This window comes from Pseudomonas massiliensis (assembly GCF_000826105.1).
Classification (GTDB): Bacteria; Pseudomonadota; Gammaproteobacteria; order Pseudomonadales; family Pseudomonadaceae; genus Aquipseudomonas; species Aquipseudomonas massiliensis.
Map to the genome: position 1 here is coordinate 2,308,328 of NZ_CCYK01000007.1, position 18,328 is coordinate 2,326,655.

Below are 18,328 nucleotides of genomic sequence, written 5' to 3' on the forward strand. Positions count from 1 at the left end.
ATGGAATTCGCGTTCTATTTCGCCTCCGGCGTTGCGGTGCTGGCGACCCTCCGGGTCATTACCGGCACCAACCCGGTGCACGCCCTGCTGTACCTGATCATCTCCCTGATCGCAGTGGCCATGACCTTCTTCGCCCTCGGCGCTCCGTTCGCCGGGGTTCTGGAAGTGATCGCCTACGCTGGTGCCATCATGGTGCTGTTCGTGTTCGTGGTGATGATGCTCAACCTGGGCACCGCCTCGGCGCACCAGGAGCGGGAATGGTTCAAGCCGGGCATTTGGGCAGGGCCCATGCTGCTGGCCGCGCTCCTGCTGCTCGAACTGATGTACGTGCTGTTCTCCGGACCGGGCAATATCCCCGTCGGGGAAACCACCATCGGTCCCAAGGCCGTGGGCATCAGCCTGTTCGGCCCTTACCTGCTGGCCGTGGAGCTGGCCTCGATGCTGCTGCTCGCCGCGGCCATCACCGCTTTCCACATCGGCCGCAACGAGGCGAAGGAGTAACCCATGCCAGCCATTCCTCTCGAACACGGCCTGGCCGTCGCCGGGGTACTCTTCGTCCTCGGCCTGGTCGGCCTGCTGGTGCGCCGCAACATCCTTTTCGTGCTGATGAGCCTGGAAATCATGATGAACGCCTCGGCGCTGGCCTTCATCGTGGCAGGCAGCCGCTGGGCCCAACCGGATGGGCAGATCATGTTCATCCTGGTGATCACCCTGGCGGCCGCCGAGGCCAGCATCGGCCTGGCGATCCTGATCCAGCTGTATCGCCGCTTCCATACGCTCGATATCGACGCTGCCAGTGAGATGCGCGGATGAACCTACTCTTCCTGACCTTCGTCTTTCCTCTGATCGGCTACCTGCTGCTGTCGTTTTCCCGCGGCCGGCTTTCGGAAAACACTTCCGCGCTCATCGGCGTCGGCTCCATCGGCCTCTCCGCCCTGGTAGCGGCCTATGTGATCTGGCAGTTCAACATGGCGCCCCCGCCAGGCGGTGTCTTCACTCAGGTGCTCTGGACCTGGATCTCGGTAGGCACCTTCAAGCCGAGCTTCACCCTTTACCTGGATGGCCTGTCGCTGACCATGCTGGGCGTGGTGGTCGGAGTGGGCTTCCTGATCCACCTGTTCGCTTCCTGGTACATGCGTGGCGAAGAAGGCTACTCGCGCTTCTTCTCCTACACCAACCTGTTCATTGCCAGCATGTTGTTCCTGATCCTGGGTGACAATCTGCTGTTCATCTACTTCGGTTGGGAAGGCGTGGGCCTGTGCAGCTATCTGTTGATCGGCTTCTACTACGGCAACCGCAACAATGGCAATGCCGCGCTCAAGGCCTTCATCGTCACCCGTATCGGCGACGTGTTCATGGCTATCGGGATGTTCATCCTGTTCCACCAGCTGGGCACCCTGAACATCCAGGAGTTGCTGGTACGCGCGCCTGAACACTTCAAGGTCGGTGATTTCTGGATCGTCCTCGCTACCCTGATGCTGCTCGGTGGCGCCGTGGGCAAGTCCGCCCAGCTTCCCCTGCAGACCTGGCTGGCAGACGCCATGGCCGGTCCAACACCGGTTTCGGCGCTGATCCACGCGGCAACCATGGTGACCGCGGGTGTATACCTGATCGCCCGTACCCACGGCCTGTTCACCCTGGCGCCGGACATCCTGCACCTGGTAGGCATCGTCGGCGGCGTGACCTTGGTGCTGGCTGGCTTCGCCGCTCTGGTGCAGACGGACATCAAGCGCATCCTGGCCTACTCGACCATGAGCCAGATCGGCTACATGTTCCTGGCCCTGGGCGTCGGTGCCTGGGAAGGCGCGATTTTCCACCTGATGACGCACGCCTTCTTCAAGGCGCTGCTGTTCCTGGCTTCGGGCGCGGTGATCGTGGCCTGCCACCATGAGCAGAACATCTTCAAAATGGGCGGGCTGTGGAAGAAGCTGCCGCTGGCCTACGCCAGCTTCATCGTCGGTGGCGCGGCCCTGGCGGCCCTGCCTATCCTGACAGCCGGCTTCTACTCCAAGGACGAGATCCTCTGGGAAGCCTTCGCCAGCGGCCATACCGGCCTGCTGTACGCTGGCCTGGTGGGTGCGTTCATGACGTCGCTGTACACCTTCCGCCTGATCTTCATCGCCTTCCACGGCGAAGCGAAGACCGAGGCCCACGCCGGCCACGGCATTTCCCACTGGCTGCCACTGGGCGTGCTGCTGGTGCTCTCCACCTTCGTCGGCGCCTGGATTCACCCACCGCTGGCAGGAGTGTTGCCGGAAAGCGTGGGCCACGCGGGTGGCGAAGCCAAGCACAGCCTGGAAATCGCCTCGGGCGCCATCGCCCTGGCCGGCATCCTGCTGGCGGCATTGCTTTTCCTGGGCAAACGCCGGGTGGTCAGCGCCATCGCCAACAGTGGCCCTGGCCGTCTGCTCTCGGCGTGGTGGTTCGCTGCCTGGGGCTTCGACTGGATCTACGACAAGCTTTTCGTCAAACCCTATCTGTGGATCAGCCACGTGCTGCGCAGGGACCCAATGGACCGTGGCATCGGCCTGGTTCCTCGGTTGGTCAAAGGCGGTCATTCCGTCATGAGCCGCACCGAGAACGGCCAGCTGCGCTGGTATGCCGCTTCCCTCGCGTTTGGCGCCGTCGTGGTGCTGGGCGCTGTAGTGATGGCCGCCTGACTATGAACCTTGCGACTTTGCGAAAGGAAACGACCCCGTCATGATTCTGCCTTGGCTGATCCTGATTCCCTTCATCGGCGGCCTCCTGTGCTGGATGGCTGAGCGCTCGAGCGCCACCCTTCCCCGCTGGATCGCGTTGCTGACCATGTCTCTGGAATTGGTACTGGGGCTTTGGCTCTGGGCCCATGGGGACTACTCCCTGGCCCCGGCGCCCGGCGCCGACCCGGTCTGGGCCGTCGAATACAAGTGGGCCTGGATCCCGCGGTTCGGCATCAGCGTGCACCTGGCGCTGGATGGCCTGTCCTTGCTGATGATCCTGCTGACCGGCCTGCTCGGCGCGCTCTCGGTGCTGTGCTCGTGGAAAGAGATTCAGCGCCATGTGGGCTTCTTCCACCTGAACCTGATGTGGATCCTGGGCGGGGTGATCGGCGTGTTCCTGGCGCTGGACCTGTTCCTGTTCTTCTTCTTCTGGGAAATGATGCTGGTGCCGATGTACTTCCTCATCGCGCTCTGGGGTCATAGCTCGGCGGACGGCAAGCGCACCCGGATCTACGCGGCGACCAAGTTCTTCATCTTCACCCAGGCCAGCGGCCTGATCATGTTGGTGGCGATCCTGGCGCTGGTGCTGGTGAACTACAACCATACCGGTGTGATCACCTTCAACTACTCCGACCTGCTCAAGGCGCACCTGCCAGCCGGCACCGAATACCTGTTGATGCTGGGCTTCTTCGTCGCCTTCGCGGTGAAACTGCCCGTGGTGCCGGTGCATTCCTGGCTGCCGGACGCCCATGCCCAGGCGCCGACCGCCGGTTCCGTGGACCTGGCCGGTATCCTCTTGAAAACCGCCGCCTATGGCCTGCTGCGCTTCGCCCTGCCGCTGTTCCCCAATGCGTCGGCCGAGTTCGCGCCCATCGCCATGGGCCTGGGCCTGGTCGGCATCTTCTATGGTGCCTTCCTGGCCTTCGCCCAGACCGACATCAAGCGCCTGATTGCCTATTCCAGCGTCTCGCACATGGGCTTCGTGCTGATCGGCATCTACTCCGGCAGCCTGGAAGCATTGCAGGGTGCCGTGGTGCAGATGGTGGCGCACGGTCTGTCCGCCGCGGCCCTGTTCATCCTCAGTGGCCAGCTGTACGAGCGCCTGCACACCCGCGACATGCGTGAAATGGGCGGCCTGTGGTCACGTATCGCCTACCTGCCGGCGATCAGCCTGTTCTTCGCGGCGGCTTCCCTGGGCCTGCCCGGCACGGGCAACTTCGTGGGTGAATTCCTGATCCTGCTGGGCAGCTTCGCCGTGGCGCCGTGGGTCACCACCATTGCCACCTTCGGCCTGGTCGTGGGTTCGGTCTATGCGCTGATCATGATCCACCGCGCCTATTTCGGGCCGGCCAAGTCCGACACAGTGCTGCATGGCATGGATGGCCGCGAGCTGGCGATGATCCTGCTGCTGGCAGTGCTGCTGGTGCTGCTGGGCGTGTATCCGCAACCCATCCTGGACACCTCGGCGGCCACCATGGCCGGGGTCCAGAACTGGTTCGGCTCGGCTTTCTCTCAACTTGCATCGGCCCGGTAACCTGCAATGGAACTGACCTCTCAACACTTTCTGGCACTGGCGCCGCTGCTGATCACGAGCGTCACCATCGTGGTGGTGATGCTGGCGATCGCCTGGCGCCGCAACCACTCCCAAACCTTCCTGCTGTCTTGCGCGGGATTGAACCTGGCGTTGCTGTCGATCCTGCCAGTGCTCAAGGTTACCCCGCTCAGCGTGACCAGCCTGCTGCAGGTGGATGACTTCGCTTGCCTGTACATGGCGCTGATCCTCATCGCTACCCTGGCCTGCGTTACCCTGGCCCACGCCTACCTTGGAGACGCGGGTTCCGGTTACCCAGGCAACCGTGAAGAGCTGTACCTGCTCATCCTGCTGGCGGCCGCCGGCGGCATGGTCCTGGTGTGCGCCCAGCAACTGGCCGCGCTCTTCATCGGCCTCGAACTGCTTTCGGTACCAGTGTATGGGCTGGTGGCCTATGCCTACTTCAACAAGCGTTCCCTGGAAGCCGGCATCAAGTACATGGTGCTGTCGGCGGCTGGCTCGGCATTCCTGTTGTTCGGCATGGCGCTGCTGTACGCCGATGCCGGGACCCTGAGCTTCAGCGGCATCGGCGCGGCCCTGGCCGCCACCGGCATGCCGAGCCTGCTGGCGCAGCTGGGCCTGGGCATGATGCTGGTGGGCCTGGCCTTCAAGTTGTCCCTGGTGCCCTTCCACCTGTGGACCCCGGATGTCTATGAAGGCGCCCCGGCTCCAGTGGCCGCCTTCCTGGCGACCGCCAGCAAGGTGGCGGTCTTCGCCGTGATCGTGCGCCTGTTCCAATTGTCGCCTGCGGCCAGCAGTGGCGTGTTGAACGACGTCCTCAGCCTGATCGCCATCGCCTCCATCGTGGTCGGCAACCTGCTGGCGCTGAACCAGAGCAACCTAAAGCGTCTGCTGGGTTACTCTTCCATCGCCCACTTCGGTTACCTGCTCATCGCCCTGGTGGCGAGCAAGGGCTTGGCCGTGGAAGCCATCGGCGTCTACCTGGCCACCTACGTGATCACCAGCCTGGGCGCGTTCGGGGTCATCACCTTGATGTCCTCGCCCTTCAAGGGCCGCGACGCCGACGCGCTCTTCGAGTATCGCGGTCTGTTCTGGCGCCGCCCCTACCTGACCGCCGTGCTCACCGTGATGATGCTCTCCCTGGCCGGCATTCCGCTCACCGCGGGCTTCATCGGCAAGTTCTACATCATGGCGGCAGGCGTGGAATCGGGCCTGTGGTGGCTGGTCGGGGCCCTGGTGATCGGTAGCGCCATCGGCTTGTTCTACTACCTGCGCGTGATGGTTACCTTGTACCTGCGCGAGTCGAGCATTCCACGTCAGGACGCGCCACTGAATTGGGAACAGCGCACCGGCGGCGTCATGCTGCTGGCCATCGCCATCCTGGCCTTTGTGCTGGGTGTGTATCCGCAACCCCTGGTGGACTTGGTACAGCACGCAGGGCTGCACCTGATGGGCTAGACAGGCTTGTACGATAAAAACCCCGCTGTGTTCCTACAGCGGGGTTTTTTTATGGTCATGCACGCTTTGGCAAAAGCTTCATAGCCCTTCGGCACACACAAAGCAGAGCTTGTTGCCCTCCGGGTCTCGACAATAGGCCCCGTAGTAGTCCGGCGCGTAATGGCGCCGTATGCCCGGAGCCCCTTCGTCACTTCCACCGTGGGCCATGGCAGCGGCCCAGGCGGCGTCCACCTGGTCGCGGCTGACGCAAGCGAAGCTTACCTGGTTCCCATTGCCAGGCGAGGCTGGCTGGCCGTTGAAGGGCTGTTGGACAAAGAACTGCGGCCAGCGCTTGCCGGGAAGCTGCCAGCCCTTGCCAGGCGGCCCGGTATCTTCTTCATCGGGCATGGGCACCAACCCCAGCTCAGTCAGCACGGCCCCGTAGAACCGAGCGAGACGCTCCAGATCACGGGCTCCCACGATGATGTGTGAGTACATATCCAGCCCCTCCGGGGGTCAGCACGCCTTAGCTGAACAGCTTGGCAGCCGTCTTGGCGACCAGTTCGCCCTGATGACGGGCGCCTGCCAGTTCGATCTCGCTGGGCTGCCGGCTGCCATCGCCGCTGGCGATGGTAGTGGCCCCGTAGGGCGCGCCGCCTACGATTTCATCCATGGTCATTTGCCCTTGGTGGCTATAGGGCAAGCCTACGATCACCATCCCGAAGTGCAGCAGGTTGGTGATCAGCGAAAACAGCGTGGTTTCCTGGCCTCCATGCTGGCTGGCCGTGGAGGTGAATGCCGCGCCGACTTTCCCATTCAACACGCCCTTGGCCCAGAGTCCCCCGGCCTGGTCGAGGAAAGCTGCCATCTGGCTGCTGACCCGGCCGAAACGGGTTGGGCTGCCCAGAATGATCGCATCGTAGTTGGCCAAGTCTTGCACGCTGGCGATGGGTGCCGCCTGGTCCAGCTTGAAATGAGCCGCCTTGGCCACTTCCGCGGGCGCCGTTTCCGGCACCCGCTTCACATCCACTGTAGCGCCAGCGGCGCGGGCGCCCTCAGCGATGGCATTGGCCATGGTCTCAATATGCCCATAGGAGGAGTAGTACAGAACGAGAACTTTAGCCACGGTGATGCTCCCTTGTGTCGCCGCGTCGACATGACACGGCTCATCAACTTCGCATAGCCTGGGACAGGTTAAAAACAAGTTGATTCGAAGGGTTTGATCGAAGCGCTGGATCTACCGCAGCGCCTCGCCTCTGCGGGTCAGGTCGTCGGCGGCCTGGCCGGCTGGGTGGGGCTGGCGTACTGGGGCTTGAGATGGCCATTCTGATCGAGCAGCCAGGCATCCAGTACCTCGCGCACCACCGGCCCGGCCACACGGCCTCCGGCTTCGCCGTTTTCGATCATTACCGCCACGACTATCCTTGGGTTTTCCGCTGGGGCGAAGCCGACGAACAGGGCATTGTCGCGGTTACGCTCCAAGGTTTTCTCACGGTTGTAGCGCTCGCCCTGGCGTATGGCGACCACCTGGGCGGTACCGCTTTTACCGGCGATGCGATATTGAGCGCCAGCCGCCGACTGCCGCGCAATTCCGCGAGGATCGTGCAATACCGCCTGCATCCCTCGGTTCACCTGTTCCCACTCGCCCTGGTCGCGCAGCACGATGTTGGGCATGGGGTTGCTGTCCACGGGCGGCTCGCCGCCGACGCTTTCGGCCAAATGCGGGCGGCGCCACACGCCCTTGCTGGCAATCAGGGAGGTGGCCTGGGCCAACTGCAAGGGCGTGACCTGCATGTACCCCTGGCCGATGCCGAGTATAAGGGTTTCACCCGGGAACCAGGGCTGGCGGCGGGTGGCTCGTTTCCATTGCTCCGACGGCATCAAGCCTGGCGCTTCCTCGAACATGTCCAGGGACACCTTCTGGCCGATGCCGAAGCGGCTCAGGTAATCGTGCAAGCGATCGATGCCCAGGCGATGAGCCGTTTCATAGAAGTAGGTATCGTTCGAGCGCATGATGGCCGCATACAGGTCTACCCAGCCATCTCCGCTGCGATTCCAGTTGCGGTACTTGTGGTCGTAGTTGGGCAACTCATAGTAGCCGGGGTCGAATACCCGCGTGCCAGGGGTGATTACCCCGCTGTCCAGGCCGGCGATGGCCACCTCCGGCTTGATGGTCGAGCCGGGGGCATACAGGCCGCGCAACACACGATTGAACAGGGGCCGGTCGATCGAATCGCGCAGGGCTGTGTATTGCTTGTAGCCGATTCCGGTGACGAACAGGTTAGGGTCGAAGCTGGGCTCGCTGACCATGGCCAGTACATCGCCGTTCTGCGGGTCCAGCGCCACGATTGCGCCCCGCCGCCCGTTCAAGGCCTTCTCGGCCGCCAGTTGCAGGTTCGCATCCAGGGTCAGGGTAATGTTCTTGCCCGCTATCGGGTCTGTATGGCGCAGGACGCGCATCACCCTGCCCTGGGCATTGGTTTCCACTTCCTCGAAGCCGACATGGCCATGCAAGGCACTCTCGTAGAAGCGCTCCACCCCCGTCTTGCCTACCGACTGGGTGCCCCGGTATTCGACCGGGTCCAGCACCTTGGCTTCCTTTTCGTTGATGCGCCCAACGTAGCCCAGGGAATGCGCGAACGCTTCGCCCAAGGGATACTCACGGACGAACTGAGCCTCCACGTCGATCCCTGGCAGCAGAAACTGATTCACTGCAATGAGCGCGATCTGTTCTTCTGTCAGTTCATACATGAGCGTGACCGGTTCGAAAGGATGCCTGGCCCGGCGAAGATCCTTGTCGAACTCATGGCGCTGCTCCTCGGGCAGGTGCAAGACGTTCACCAGTGCATCCAGCACAGTGGGGGTATCGCCGGCCCGCTCCCGCGTCAGGGTCAAGTTGAAGCTGGGGCGGTTGTTAGCCAGCACCACGCCGTTGCGATCGTAGATCAGGCCGCGTTCAGGCGGGATAGGCAACACATGCACTCGGTTGTTTTCGGAGATGGTCGAGTGGTAGTCGTATTGGACCACCTGAAGGAAATACAGGCGGGCGATCAGCGCAAGGGCCAACCCCAGTACCAAGACAGCGCAGGCGACCAGCCGCCCGTTGACCAGCCGCTGTTCTTTGTCGTGGTCCTTCAGGGGTATGGGATCTGGCATCGGTAACGCTCGTGTGAACCTATCGAAACGTCCGCCCGCGGCGGGGCGTTCGATAGGCTCTTAACGCAATTACCGAGGCAGGTCAGGGGGCAACTGTACAGTGGGGCGGTCGCCGACGAAGATGCTCCAGGTGGAGACGAACAATGCCGCGATCAGCGGGCCGATCACGAAGCCGTTGAGCCCGAAGACGGCCAAGCCCCCAAGGGTGGAGATCAGCACCAGGTAATCCGGCAGCTTGGTGTCCTTGCCGACCAGGATAGGGCGCAGCACGTTGTCCACCAGGCCAATGACGAACACCCCGTAGAGGGTGAGCACCACGCCGCGCCACATCTCGCCGTCGAGCATGAAGTAGGCCGCTACCGGCGCCCATACTACCCCAGCACCTACGGCCGGCAATAATGAAAGAAATGCCATCAATACTGCCCACAGCAGTGCGCTCGGTATGTCGAGAATCCAGAAGATCAACCCGCCCAGCGCGCCCTGGGACACGGCCACGAGCATGTTGCCCTTGACCGTAGCGCGCACTACCCGGGTGAACTTGAGCTGCAGGCGGCGCTTCTGCGGCTCGGCCAATGGCACGGCCAGGCGCATCTTGCGCACCAGTTCGGGCCCATCGCGCAGAAAGAAAAACACCAGGTAAAGCATCACCCCGAAACTGACGATGAAGTCGAGCGTGCCCTGGCCGAAGCTGAAGGCTTGCGAGGTCAGCGCCTCGCTGCCTTGCATGGCCCTGGCTGCCACTTTTTCCCGCAGGCTGTCCAGGTTACCCATGCCCATGCGGTCCAGCAGGCTCTGAACGCCGTTGGGCAAGGCATGCTTGAAATGGGTGACATAGCTGGCAACGTCGATCTCTCCGTTCTGGACGGCTTTGTATAGCGCGGTACCCTCCTGTACCAACAGTGCGCTGATGATGATCACTGGCAATACGGCGACCAACACACAGATGGCCAGGGTGATCACAGAGGTAACATTGCGAGGCCACTTGTACCGTTGGATCAGTTTGCGCTGCAGTGGCGCGAAAAGAATACCCAGGATGATGGCCCAGAAGACCGCCCCGTAATACGGCAGGAGGATCCAGATGAAAGCGAGGGTGACCAATACAAGCAAAACCAGCAGCGTCTTGTATTGCAGTGTGTTTTCGTTCATGCGCGTTCCGTCGTGGCAAGCAGGGCGCCCCGTCTGGAGCGCCTGCTGCTTAGGCCGACAACGGCACGGTAAGTGCCATGGAACTCGCTGTTAGATGCGGAATTGTGAGACCAGTCGCCCCAGGCCTTGGCCCAGCGCCGCCAGCTGACGCGCGGTTTCAGCACCCTGGCGGGTTTCGTCGGCCACCTGATCCACCGCGCCGGCGATCTGATGCACGCTGCGGTTGATCTCCTCGACGACCGCGGTCTGCTCTTCGGCGGCGGTAGCGATCTGGGCGTTCATGTTGCTGATGGTTGCAATAAGGTGCCCCATCGCGTCCAGGGAACGACCGGCCTCGTTGGCGCGGGTGCTGGTACCCTCCCCGGCTTCGCTGGAACGCCGCATGGCTTCCACCGCGTCGCGGGTACCTTTTTCCAGGCGGTCGATCATGCCCTGGATTTCCTGGGTGCTTTGCTGGGTCCGGCTCGCCAGGGCGCGCACTTCGTCAGCCACTACGGCGAAGCCGCGACCTGCCTCGCCAGCGCGCGCCGCCTCGATGGCCGCGTTCAAGGCCAGCAGGTTGGTTTGCTCGGCAATGGAGCGGATCACCCCTAGCACACTGACGATGGAACGGACTTCGTTCTGCAAGGTGTCCAACGAGTTGCCGCTGAGCTGGATGTCGGCGATCAGCGAATGGATCTGCGCAACGCTGCCATCGACCACCACCTTGGCCTGACGGCCTTCCTCATCGGTCTCCAGGGCTGCGGTCGCCGCACCCTGAGCACTGCGGGCCACTTCCTGGGCGGCACCGGACATCTCATTCACCGCTGTGGCCACCTGGTCGGTTTCCTGCCGCTGGCGCTCCATGGCACGCTCTGAACGCTGAGCCTGGTCTGCTACATCGCTGACCAGACCGGTCAGTTGGCCGGTCATGTCGGCGATCTGCCGTACCAGGCCATGGATTTTCTCGGCGAAACGGTTGAATGAGCCTGCCAGGGCGCCCAGCTCATCCTGGCTGGTAACCGGCAGCCGACGCGTAAGGTCACCTTCACCGGCGGCGATGTCATCCAGGCTTTGCTTCATCAACGATAGCGGACGAAGGATATTGCGTGCCAGCAGCAAGCCGATCACCGCGATGATGGCCAACAGCACAACGGCGATGCCGACGATGCTCATCAGCAGGTCGAGGGTACGCAGGTGTACCGCCTCGCGCACCTGCTCGAGCTGGGCGTCAATGCCATCAAGATTCACCGCGGTGCCAATGACCATGTCCCACTTGGGCAAGTATTCGGAGTAGGCCAGCTTGGGCACCAGCTGCTGAGTACCAGGCAGGGTCGAGGAGTAATTCACGAAGTGGGTACCGCTCTTGCCGACGTTGACCAGTTCGCGGTTAACGTAGACACCGTTGGGATCTTTTGCGTCGATGAAGCTTTTGCCGACACCTTCGCTGCTGTTGCCCTTGAACAACCGCACCGCCTGACCGTCGTAACCGAAGAAATAGCCATCGGTGCCATAGGTGACCTGGGACAGCATCTGAATGACCTGAGCACGCGGGGCGGGATCGCCTGGCGTCGCGGCATCGTACACCGGCTTGACTGTCCCCAGTGCAATGGCAACGAAGTTCTGCAGAGAGGTACGGGCATCCTGCAAGTACCGCTCTCGGGTTTCCTGCACTTCCTGCGCCGCCTGCTGGCGAAGGATGTAGAGGGTGAACAGGCTGATGATAAGGGCGAACAGGACCACCGGAACGATGGCGACGGACAGGACCTTGCCTTTCAAGCTAAGGCGCATGGCGAATCTCACGGGCAGAGGATGAATACCTGCCTTATCGGCCGTTTGCGTTCAAAGTTGAGCCCTGGAACGGTTCGGTAGGGTCACGCTTACTCGCAGGCCTCCTGAGACGCTGCTGCCCAGAACAAGACGCCCATGGCAGGCATCGACGATATCCCGCACGATGCCCAGGCCCAGGCCATGCCCCATGGCGGTTTCATCCAGGCGCTCCCCTCGAGCCAACACCTGCTCCCGTACCGCCGGAGCGATACCTGGCCCGTCGTCTTCGACGTCGATATTGTAGCCCTCTGGATTGGCTGAAAGCGTCAGGCAGACCTGGCTATCACCCCATTTGCAGGCGTTGTCCAACAGGTTACCCAGCATCTCCAGGACATCTTCCCTGTCCCAGGGCAATACCAAGGCGGGTGGACTTATCCATTTCATGCTCAGGTGGTTGCCATGAATGGACTGCAGTGTGGCGAACAGCCCTGGTAATTCGGCGTCGCAATCGAAAGGAACCCCGGGAAGCGCCTCTCCTGCCAGACGCGCCCGGCTCAGCTCCTTGTCGAGCCGCGCTTGCACTTGCGTCAACTGTTCGAGCATGGCGGCGCGCAGGACGGGATCGGCGTCCAGGCGGGGGCCGTTGACTTGGCTGAAGAGCACGGCCAGGGGAGTCTTCAGGGCATGCCCCATATTGCCCAGGGCCGTACGGGCTTTATGCAGGCTGTCTTCGGTGTGGGCCTGCAGATGGTTTATCTGGTCGATCAGCGGGGTCAATTCCAAGGGAGCGGCGAGCTGCAACTGGCTGCGCTCGCCACGCTGAAGCTGCGCCAGCTGAATGCGCGTCATCTCGAGCGGCCGCAGCGCGCGCTTGAGCATCCAGCGCTGCAAGCCAAGCAACAGGACCAGCAACGTCACGCCCACCACGCCCCCCCAATAGCGCACACGGTCGAAGCTTTCATGTATCGGAGTGTAATCCTGGCCCACCGTGATGGAGATGGAAGATCCGAGTCGTCGGTAGTCCGAGCGCAGCAGGATCAACTCCTGATTGTCAGGACCAGGCGCCCGTGAAAGCCCGGGCTGGGCAGGCGCAGGCAACTGGGCATCCCAAAGCGATCGTGAACGCAATTGGCGCCCCGGAAGGTTTATTTCGTAGTAATAACCGGAAAACGCGCGTTGATAGGCCGGCAGGGCGCGCTCTTCCAGCAGCCCTATCTCGCCTTGCTCCCGTACCAGGGCAAGCAGCAAGGTTTCGCTCTGGCTACGCAGATTGTTGGCCAGGTAGGCTTCGATCCCTTTCTCGAAGAGCCATAATCCCGCCTGGGCGAAAGCCAGCCCCCCAACCGCTAGCACGCCAAGCAACCCAATACTGAGCCGTGCCTGTAAGGACCTCATTCTCTGACGCAGCCAAAGCAGTAGCCTTGCCCGCGCCGGGTTTCGATGATCTCTCGCCCTAGCTTGGCGCGCAGATGGTTGACGTGGACTTCAAGCACGTTGGAATTGCGCTCGGTCTCTCCGTCATACAAGTGATCGGACAGGCGGCTTTTAGAAAGTATCTGCCCCGGATGCAGCATGAAGTAGCGCAGCAGCCGAAATTCGGCGGCTTTCAGGTTGACTGGGCCGCTGGGGGTCGACACCGACTGCGTGGCTTCGTCCAGCGTCAGGCCGCCAGCTTGCAATCGAGGCTGATTCGCTACCCCTTTGGAACGTCGGACCAAAGACTGCAACCGCAGCAGAAGCTCTTCGGGATGGAAGGGTTTATTGAGGTAATCATCTGCGCCGGCCTTGAGCCCCTCGATCCGCTCCGCCCAGGACCCTCGGGCTGTCAGTACGAGCACAGGCAGGGTCGAGCCGTGGGCCCGCCAGGTTGAAAGTACCTGCAAGCCTGGTATCCCAGGCAAGCCCAGGTCCAGGATCGCGCAATCATAAGGTTCGGTCTGGCCTTGCGCCAGAGCGTCTCGGCCGTCGCTCAGCCAGTCCACCGCATACCCTTGCTTCTTCAGGAGTGCAAGCAACTCATCAGCCAAGGGGACCGAATCTTCCACCAATAGCAACCGCATTCAGTCATCGTCCTTATCTTCAAGCAGGTCACCGGTTACCGCATTGAACTCCAGCTCCCTGACTCGCCCGTCCGGTAGCAGGATCTCGAATTCATATCGGTACCCACCGTGCTCCTGCTCCAGTTCCGCCTCCAGCAGGACACCACCAGGGTATCCTGCCAAGGCTTTATCCAGCAGTGACTCCAAGGGCAGGATGGCACCTGACTGGCGTAATCGAAGTGCTTCATCCTGGTTCAGGTCTCGAGCCACAAGGCCAGTCGAGGCGAGCATTGACAACATCCAACCCGCTGCACGCAGCACAGACATCTTCACTCCTTCAAGGGTTCGCCTCGGCTGCTGAAGTTCAGAGCCGGATCGCTGCCTGGACGGCAACGCGCTACCGCTGACTTTAGGATATCGCCCTTAAACCAGGCTGAATCCAGGAGCCTGCACCGGGGCATCTGGATACTGGTAAGATGGCGCATTATCTTTTTGCTGGGTGTCTAGCGCGTGGAAATTTTCAAAGAGTTCACCTTCGAATCGGCGCATAAGTTGCCGAACGTCCCTGAAGGCCACAAGTGCGGGCGCCTGCACGGCCACTCATTCAAGGTCGGCATTCATCTATCCGGGCCTGTGGACCCTCATACAGGCTGGATTCGTGACTTTTCCGAGATCAAGGCGATTTTCAAACCCATTTACGACCGCCTCGACCATAACTACCTGAACGAGATTCCTGGTCTGGAAAACCCAACCAGCGAGAATCTTGCAGTATGGATCTGGGACGAACTCAAGCCTCTACTACCTGAGTTGAGCAAGGTTCGCATACACGAGACCTGCACCAGCGGCTGCGAATACAGCGGCAACTGAACTATGACTTGAGCACGAACTGCCTCACCAAGGGCTGGTTGGCTCTTGGTCGAGGCTTCGAGCAATACGTGTGGGAGCTGAATCTGTGCACTTGAAGCCTGTGACTCGACGCGTGCCGTTTCAGATGCGAAAAAGACAAAACCCCTGATCGCGATGCGACCAGGGGTTTTGGGAATGAATCTTGACGATGACCTACTCTCACATGGGGAAGCCCCACACTACCATCGGCGATGCGTCGTTTCACTGCTGAGTTCGGGATGGGATCAGGTGGTTCCAACGCTCTATGGTCGTCAAGAAATTCGGTAGCTGCCTCGTTTGCACGGTGCAGCGAATCTGGGTATGTGTGTTTGTGATGGCGAACTTTCGGTGTTGCCTTCGCGTTCTGCCCTTGGGCAGATTGCTTGGGTGTTATATGGTCAAGCCTCACGGGCAATTAGTATGGGTTAGCTCAACGCCTCACAGCGCTTACACACCCCACCTATCAACGTCGTAGTCTTCGACGGCCCTTCAGGGAGCTCGAGGCTCCAGTGAGATCTCATCTTGAGGCAAGTTTCCCGCTTAGATGCTTTCAGCGGTTATCTCTTCCGAACATAGCTACCCGGCAATGCCACTGGCGTGACAACCGGAACACCAGAGGTTCGTCCACTCCGGTCCTCTCGTACTAGGAGCAGCCCCTCTCAAATCTCAAACGTCCACGGCAGATAGGGACCGAACTGTCTCACGACGTTCTAAACCCAGCTCGCGTACCACTTTAAATGGCGAACAGCCATACCCTTGGGACCGGCTTCAGCCCCAGGATGTGATGAGCCGACATCGAGGTGCCAAACACCGCCGTCGATATGAACTCTTGGGCGGTATCAGCCTGTTATCCCCGGAGTACCTTTTATCCGTTGAGCGATGGCCCTTCCATACAGAACCACCGGATCACTAAGACCTACTTTCGTACCTGCTCGACGTGTCTGTCTCGCAGTCAAGCGCGCTTTTGCCTTTATACTCTACGACCGATTTCCGACCGGTCTGAGCGCACCTTCGTACTCCTCCGTTACTCTTTGGGAGGAGACCGCCCCAGTCAAACTACCCACCATACACTGTCCTCGATCCGGATAACGGACCTGAGTTAGAACCTCAAGGTTGCCAGGGTGGTATTTCAAGGATGGCTCCACGCAGACTGGCGTCCACGCTTCAAAGCCTCCCACCTATCCTACACAAGCAAGCTCAAAGTCCAGTGCAAAGCTATAGTAAAGGTTCACGGGGTCTTTCCGTCTAGCCGCGGATACACTGCATCTTCACAGCGATTTCAATTTCACTGAGTCTCGGGTGGAGACAGCGCCGCCATCGTTACGCCATTCGTGCAGGTCGGAACTTACCCGACAAGGAATTTCGCTACCTTAGGACCGTTATAGTTACGGCCGCCGTTTACCGGGGCTTCGATCAAGAGCTTCGCTTGCGCTAACCCCATCAATTAACCTTCCGGCACCGGGCAGGCGTCACACCCTATACGTCCACTTTCGTGTTTGCAGAGTGCTGTGTTTTTAATAAACAGTCGCAGCGGCCTGGTATCTTCGACCGGCATAGGCTTACGGGGCAAGCCCTTCACCTTCGCCGGCGCACCTTCTCCCGAAGTTACGGTGCCATTTTGCCTAGTTCCTTCACCCGAGTTCTCTCAAGCGCCTTGGTATTCTCTACCCAACCACCTGTGTCGGTTTGGGGTACGGTTCCTGGTTACCTGAAGCTTAGAAGCTTTTCCTGGAAGCATGGCATCGACCACTTCGTGCCCGAGGGCACTCGTCATCAGCTCTCGGCCTTGGGATCCCGGATTTACCTAAGATCCCAGCCTACCACCTTAAACTTGGACAACCAACGCCAAGCTGGCCTAGCCTTCTCCGTCCCTCCATCGCAGTAACCAGAAGTACAGGAATATTAACCTGTTTTCCATCGACTACGCTTTTCAGCCTCGCCTTAGGGACCGACTAACCCTGCGTCGATTAACGTTGCGCAGGAAACCTTGGTTTTTCGGCGTGCGAGTTTTTCACTCGCATTGTCGTTACTCATGTCAGCATTCGCACTTCTGATACCTCCAGCGAGCTTCTCAACTCACCTTCACAGGCTTACAGAACGCTCCTCTACCGCGTCACTTGCGTGACACCCGTAGCTTCGGTGTATGGTTTGAGCCCCGTTACATCTTCCGCGCAGGCCGACTCGACTAGTGAGCTATTACGCTTTCTTTAAAGGGTGGCTGCTTCTAAGCCAACCTCCTAGCTGTCTAAGCCTTCCCACATCGTTTCCCACTTAACCATAACTTTGGGACCTTAGCTGACGGTCTGGGTTGTTTCCCTTTTCACGACGGACGTTAGCACCCGCCGTGTGTCTCCCATGCTCGGCACTTGCTGGTATTCGGAGTTTGCATCGGTTTGGTAAGTCGGGATGACCCCCTAGCCGAAACAGTGCTCTACCCCCAGCAGTGATACATGAGGCGCTACCTAAATAGCTTTCGAGGAGAACCAGCTATCTCCGAGCTTGATTAGCCTTTCACTCCGATCCACAGGTCATCCGCTAACTTTTCAACGGTAGTCGGTTCGGTCCTCCAGTCAGTGTTACCTAACCTTCAACCTGCCCATGGATAGATCGCCCGGTTTCGGGTCTATACCCAGCGACTAAACGCCCTATTAAGACTCGCTTTCGCTACGCCTCCCCTATTCGGTTAAGCTCGCCACTGAATATAAGTCGCTGACCCATTATACAAAAGGTACGCAGTCACAGAACAAGTCTGCTCCCACTGCTTGTACGCATACGGTTTCAGGTTCTATTTCACTCCCCTCTCCGGGGTTCTTTTCGCCTTTCCCTCACGGTACTGGTTCACTATCGGTCAGTCAGTAGTATTTAGCCTTGGAGGATGGTCCCCCCATATTCAGACAAAGTTTCTCGTGCTCCGTCCTACTCGATTTCATTGACAAGGGATTTTCGCGTACAGGGCTATCACCCACTATGGCCGCACTTTCCAGAGCGTTCCGCTAATCTCAAGTCAACTTAAGGGCTGGTCCCCGTTCGCTCGCCACTACTAAGGGAATCTCGGTTGATTTCTTTTCCTCAGGGTACTTAGATGTTTCAGTTCCCCTGGTTCGCCTCTTGCACCTATGGATTCAGTACAAGATACTCAGCTTGTGCTGAGTGGGTTCCCCCATTCAGAGATCTCCGGATCAAAGTCTGTTTGCCGACTCCCCGAAGCTTATCGCAGGCTACCACGTCTTTCATCGCCTCTGACTGCCAAGGCATCCACCGTATGCGCTTATTCACTTGACCATATAACCCCAAGCAATCTTGGGATTACGGTTGTGAAGACAACATTCGCCGAAAATTCGCATTCGCTCTTTCGAGCAACTCACAAATTTTACCTTAGCCTGATCCTACCAGCAGTGAAACTGGTCGATCAGTCTATCTTTCTATCACATACCCAAATTTTTAAAGAACGATTCTGGAAAAGACCAGAAATCAACATTCCGCTTCAGTGTGAAGGAATGCTCATTTCTAAGCTTTCGAACAGAGGATGGTGGTGGAGCCAAGCGGGATCGAACCGCTGACCTCCTGCGTGCAAGGCAGGCGCTCTCCCAGCTGAGCTATGGCCCCGTATTCTACTACCGGCCGTTACCACTGGAAATTGGTGGGTCTGGGCAGATTCGAACTGC

General features: G+C 60.1%; 13 protein-coding genes, 1 tRNA gene, 2 rRNA genes and 2 pseudogenes. 6 read left to right on the forward strand and 12 right to left on the reverse strand.

The annotated features are described in order from the left end of the window. Genes nuoJ through nuoN form a run of 5 tightly spaced genes read left to right on the forward strand, consistent with a single transcriptional unit; the run spans position 1 to position 5,709 of the window. Positions 1–501 carry an NADH-quinone oxidoreductase subunit J gene (gene nuoJ / locus BN1188_RS21370; protein ID WP_040263820.1) on the forward strand — a complete coding sequence of 167 codons (501 nt, stop codon included), beginning with the start codon at positions 1–3 and terminating at the stop codon, positions 499–501. A gap of 3 nt (positions 502–504) precedes the next feature. Beyond that, positions 505–813, forward strand: a complete 309-nt coding sequence (gene nuoK / locus BN1188_RS21375; protein ID WP_040263822.1) for an NADH-quinone oxidoreductase subunit NuoK — start codon at positions 505–507, stop codon at positions 811–813. Beyond that, positions 810–2,660 (forward strand): NADH-quinone oxidoreductase subunit L, encoded by a 1,851-nt coding sequence (gene nuoL / locus BN1188_RS21380; protein ID WP_040263824.1) that lies wholly within the window; start codon positions 810–812, stop codon positions 2,658–2,660. Before nuoK ends, nuoL begins: the two co-directional genes overlap by 4 nt. Positions 2,661–2,700: 40 nt before the next feature. Further along, positions 2,701–4,233 (forward strand): NADH-quinone oxidoreductase subunit M, encoded by a 1,533-nt coding sequence (gene nuoM / locus BN1188_RS21385; protein WP_040263826.1) that lies wholly within the window; start codon positions 2,701–2,703, stop codon positions 4,231–4,233. A gap of 6 nt (positions 4,234–4,239) precedes the next feature. Continuing rightward, a complete protein-coding gene (gene nuoN / locus BN1188_RS21390; RefSeq protein WP_040263828.1) occupies positions 4,240–5,709 on the forward strand; it encodes an NADH-quinone oxidoreductase subunit NuoN in 1,470 nt (489 codons plus the stop codon). 78 nt (positions 5,710–5,787) lie between these two features. On the opposite strand, the gene BN1188_RS21395 is transcribed toward nuoN, so the two are convergent. The 9 genes and pseudogenes from BN1188_RS21395 to BN1188_RS21430 form a co-directional block, all read right to left on the reverse strand. After that, positions 5,788–6,186, reverse strand: a complete 399-nt coding sequence (locus BN1188_RS21395) for a VOC family protein (protein ID WP_040263830.1) — start codon at positions 6,184–6,186, stop codon at positions 5,788–5,790. A 28-nt stretch (positions 6,187–6,214) separates the two neighbouring features. Next, positions 6,215–6,814: an NAD(P)H:quinone oxidoreductase gene (wrbA, locus tag BN1188_RS21400; protein ID WP_040263832.1), complete on the reverse strand. Its 600-nt coding sequence runs from the start codon at positions 6,812–6,814 to the stop codon at positions 6,215–6,217. A 137-nt stretch (positions 6,815–6,951) separates the two neighbouring features. Continuing rightward, entirely contained in the window at positions 6,952–8,844 is a 1,893-nt protein-coding gene (gene mrdA / locus BN1188_RS21405) for a penicillin-binding protein 2 (protein ID WP_040263834.1), read from the reverse strand. A gap of 69 nt (positions 8,845–8,913) precedes the next feature. Next, the gene (locus BN1188_RS21410) at positions 8,914–9,990 is read right to left on the reverse strand and encodes an AI-2E family transporter (protein WP_040263836.1); all 1,077 of its coding nucleotides are present in this window, start codon (positions 9,988–9,990) and stop codon (positions 8,914–8,916) included. A 90-nt stretch (positions 9,991–10,080) separates the two neighbouring features. Next, positions 10,081–10,575 (reverse strand): annotated as a pseudogene (locus tag BN1188_RS22430) (methyl-accepting chemotaxis protein); the annotation flags it as partial. A gap of 363 nt (positions 10,576–10,938) precedes the next feature. Then, a pseudogene (locus tag BN1188_RS22435) lies at positions 10,939–11,760 on the reverse strand (cache domain-containing protein); the annotation flags it as partial. Positions 11,761–11,811: 51 nt separating this feature from the next. Continuing rightward, on the reverse strand, positions 11,812–13,134 hold the full coding sequence (locus tag BN1188_RS21420; RefSeq protein WP_040263838.1) for an ATP-binding protein: 1,323 nt from the start codon (positions 13,132–13,134) through the stop codon (positions 11,812–11,814). Continuing rightward, positions 13,131–13,799: a response regulator transcription factor gene (locus BN1188_RS21425; protein WP_040263839.1), complete on the reverse strand. Its 669-nt coding sequence runs from the start codon at positions 13,797–13,799 to the stop codon at positions 13,131–13,133. Before BN1188_RS21425 ends, BN1188_RS21420 begins: the two co-directional genes overlap by 4 nt. Next, on the reverse strand, positions 13,800–14,105 hold the full coding sequence (locus tag BN1188_RS21430) for a PepSY domain-containing protein (RefSeq protein ID WP_408633618.1): 306 nt from the start codon (positions 14,103–14,105) through the stop codon (positions 13,800–13,802). Positions 14,106–14,288: 183 nt separating this feature from the next. Here BN1188_RS21430 and queD point away from each other — a divergent pair, with 183 nt between their 5' ends. Next, positions 14,289–14,645 carry a 6-carboxytetrahydropterin synthase QueD gene (queD, locus tag BN1188_RS21435; protein ID WP_040263840.1) on the forward strand — a complete coding sequence of 119 codons (357 nt, stop codon included), beginning with the start codon at positions 14,289–14,291 and terminating at the stop codon, positions 14,643–14,645. Between the two features lie 179 nt (positions 14,646–14,824). On the opposite strand, the gene rrf is transcribed toward queD, so the two are convergent. From rrf to BN1188_RS21450, 3 genes are all read right to left on the reverse strand, one after another. Next, positions 14,825–14,940: ribosomal RNA gene (gene rrf, locus BN1188_RS21440) — 5S ribosomal RNA — on the reverse strand. Positions 14,941–15,057: 117 nt separating this feature from the next. Next, a 23S ribosomal RNA gene (locus BN1188_RS21445) occupies positions 15,058–17,945 on the reverse strand. A gap of 248 nt (positions 17,946–18,193) precedes the next feature. Further along, positions 18,194–18,269 (reverse strand) — tRNA-Ala (locus BN1188_RS21450). Positions 18,270–18,328: the final 59 nt, after the last annotated feature.

Coding starts and splice junctions, on each gene's coding strand:
- nuoK (WP_040263822.1), top strand. CDS start 505: ATGCCAGCCATTCCTCTCGAACACGGCCTGGCCGTCGCCGGGGTACTC.
- BN1188_RS21395 (WP_040263830.1), bottom strand. CDS start 6,186: ATGTACTCACACATCATCGTGGGAGCCCGTGATCTGGAGCGTCTCGCT.
- BN1188_RS21430 (WP_408633618.1), bottom strand. CDS start 14,105: ATGTCTGTGCTGCGTGCAGCGGGTTGGATGTTGTCAATGCTCGCCTCG.
- BN1188_RS21410 (WP_040263836.1), bottom strand. CDS start 9,990: ATGAACGAAAACACACTGCAATACAAGACGCTGCTGGTTTTGCTTGTA.
- BN1188_RS21420 (WP_040263838.1), bottom strand. CDS start 13,134: ATGAGGTCCTTACAGGCACGGCTCAGTATTGGGTTGCTTGGCGTGCTA.
- mrdA (WP_040263834.1), bottom strand. CDS start 8,844: ATGCCAGATCCCATACCCCTGAAGGACCACGACAAAGAACAGCGGCTG.
- nuoJ (WP_040263820.1), top strand. CDS start 1: ATGGAATTCGCGTTCTATTTCGCCTCCGGCGTTGCGGTGCTGGCGACC.
- nuoM (WP_040263826.1), top strand. CDS start 2,701: ATGATTCTGCCTTGGCTGATCCTGATTCCCTTCATCGGCGGCCTCCTG.
- nuoL (WP_040263824.1), top strand. CDS start 810: ATGAACCTACTCTTCCTGACCTTCGTCTTTCCTCTGATCGGCTACCTG.
- nuoN (WP_040263828.1), top strand. CDS start 4,240: ATGGAACTGACCTCTCAACACTTTCTGGCACTGGCGCCGCTGCTGATC.
- BN1188_RS21425 (WP_040263839.1), bottom strand. CDS start 13,799: ATGCGGTTGCTATTGGTGGAAGATTCGGTCCCCTTGGCTGATGAGTTG.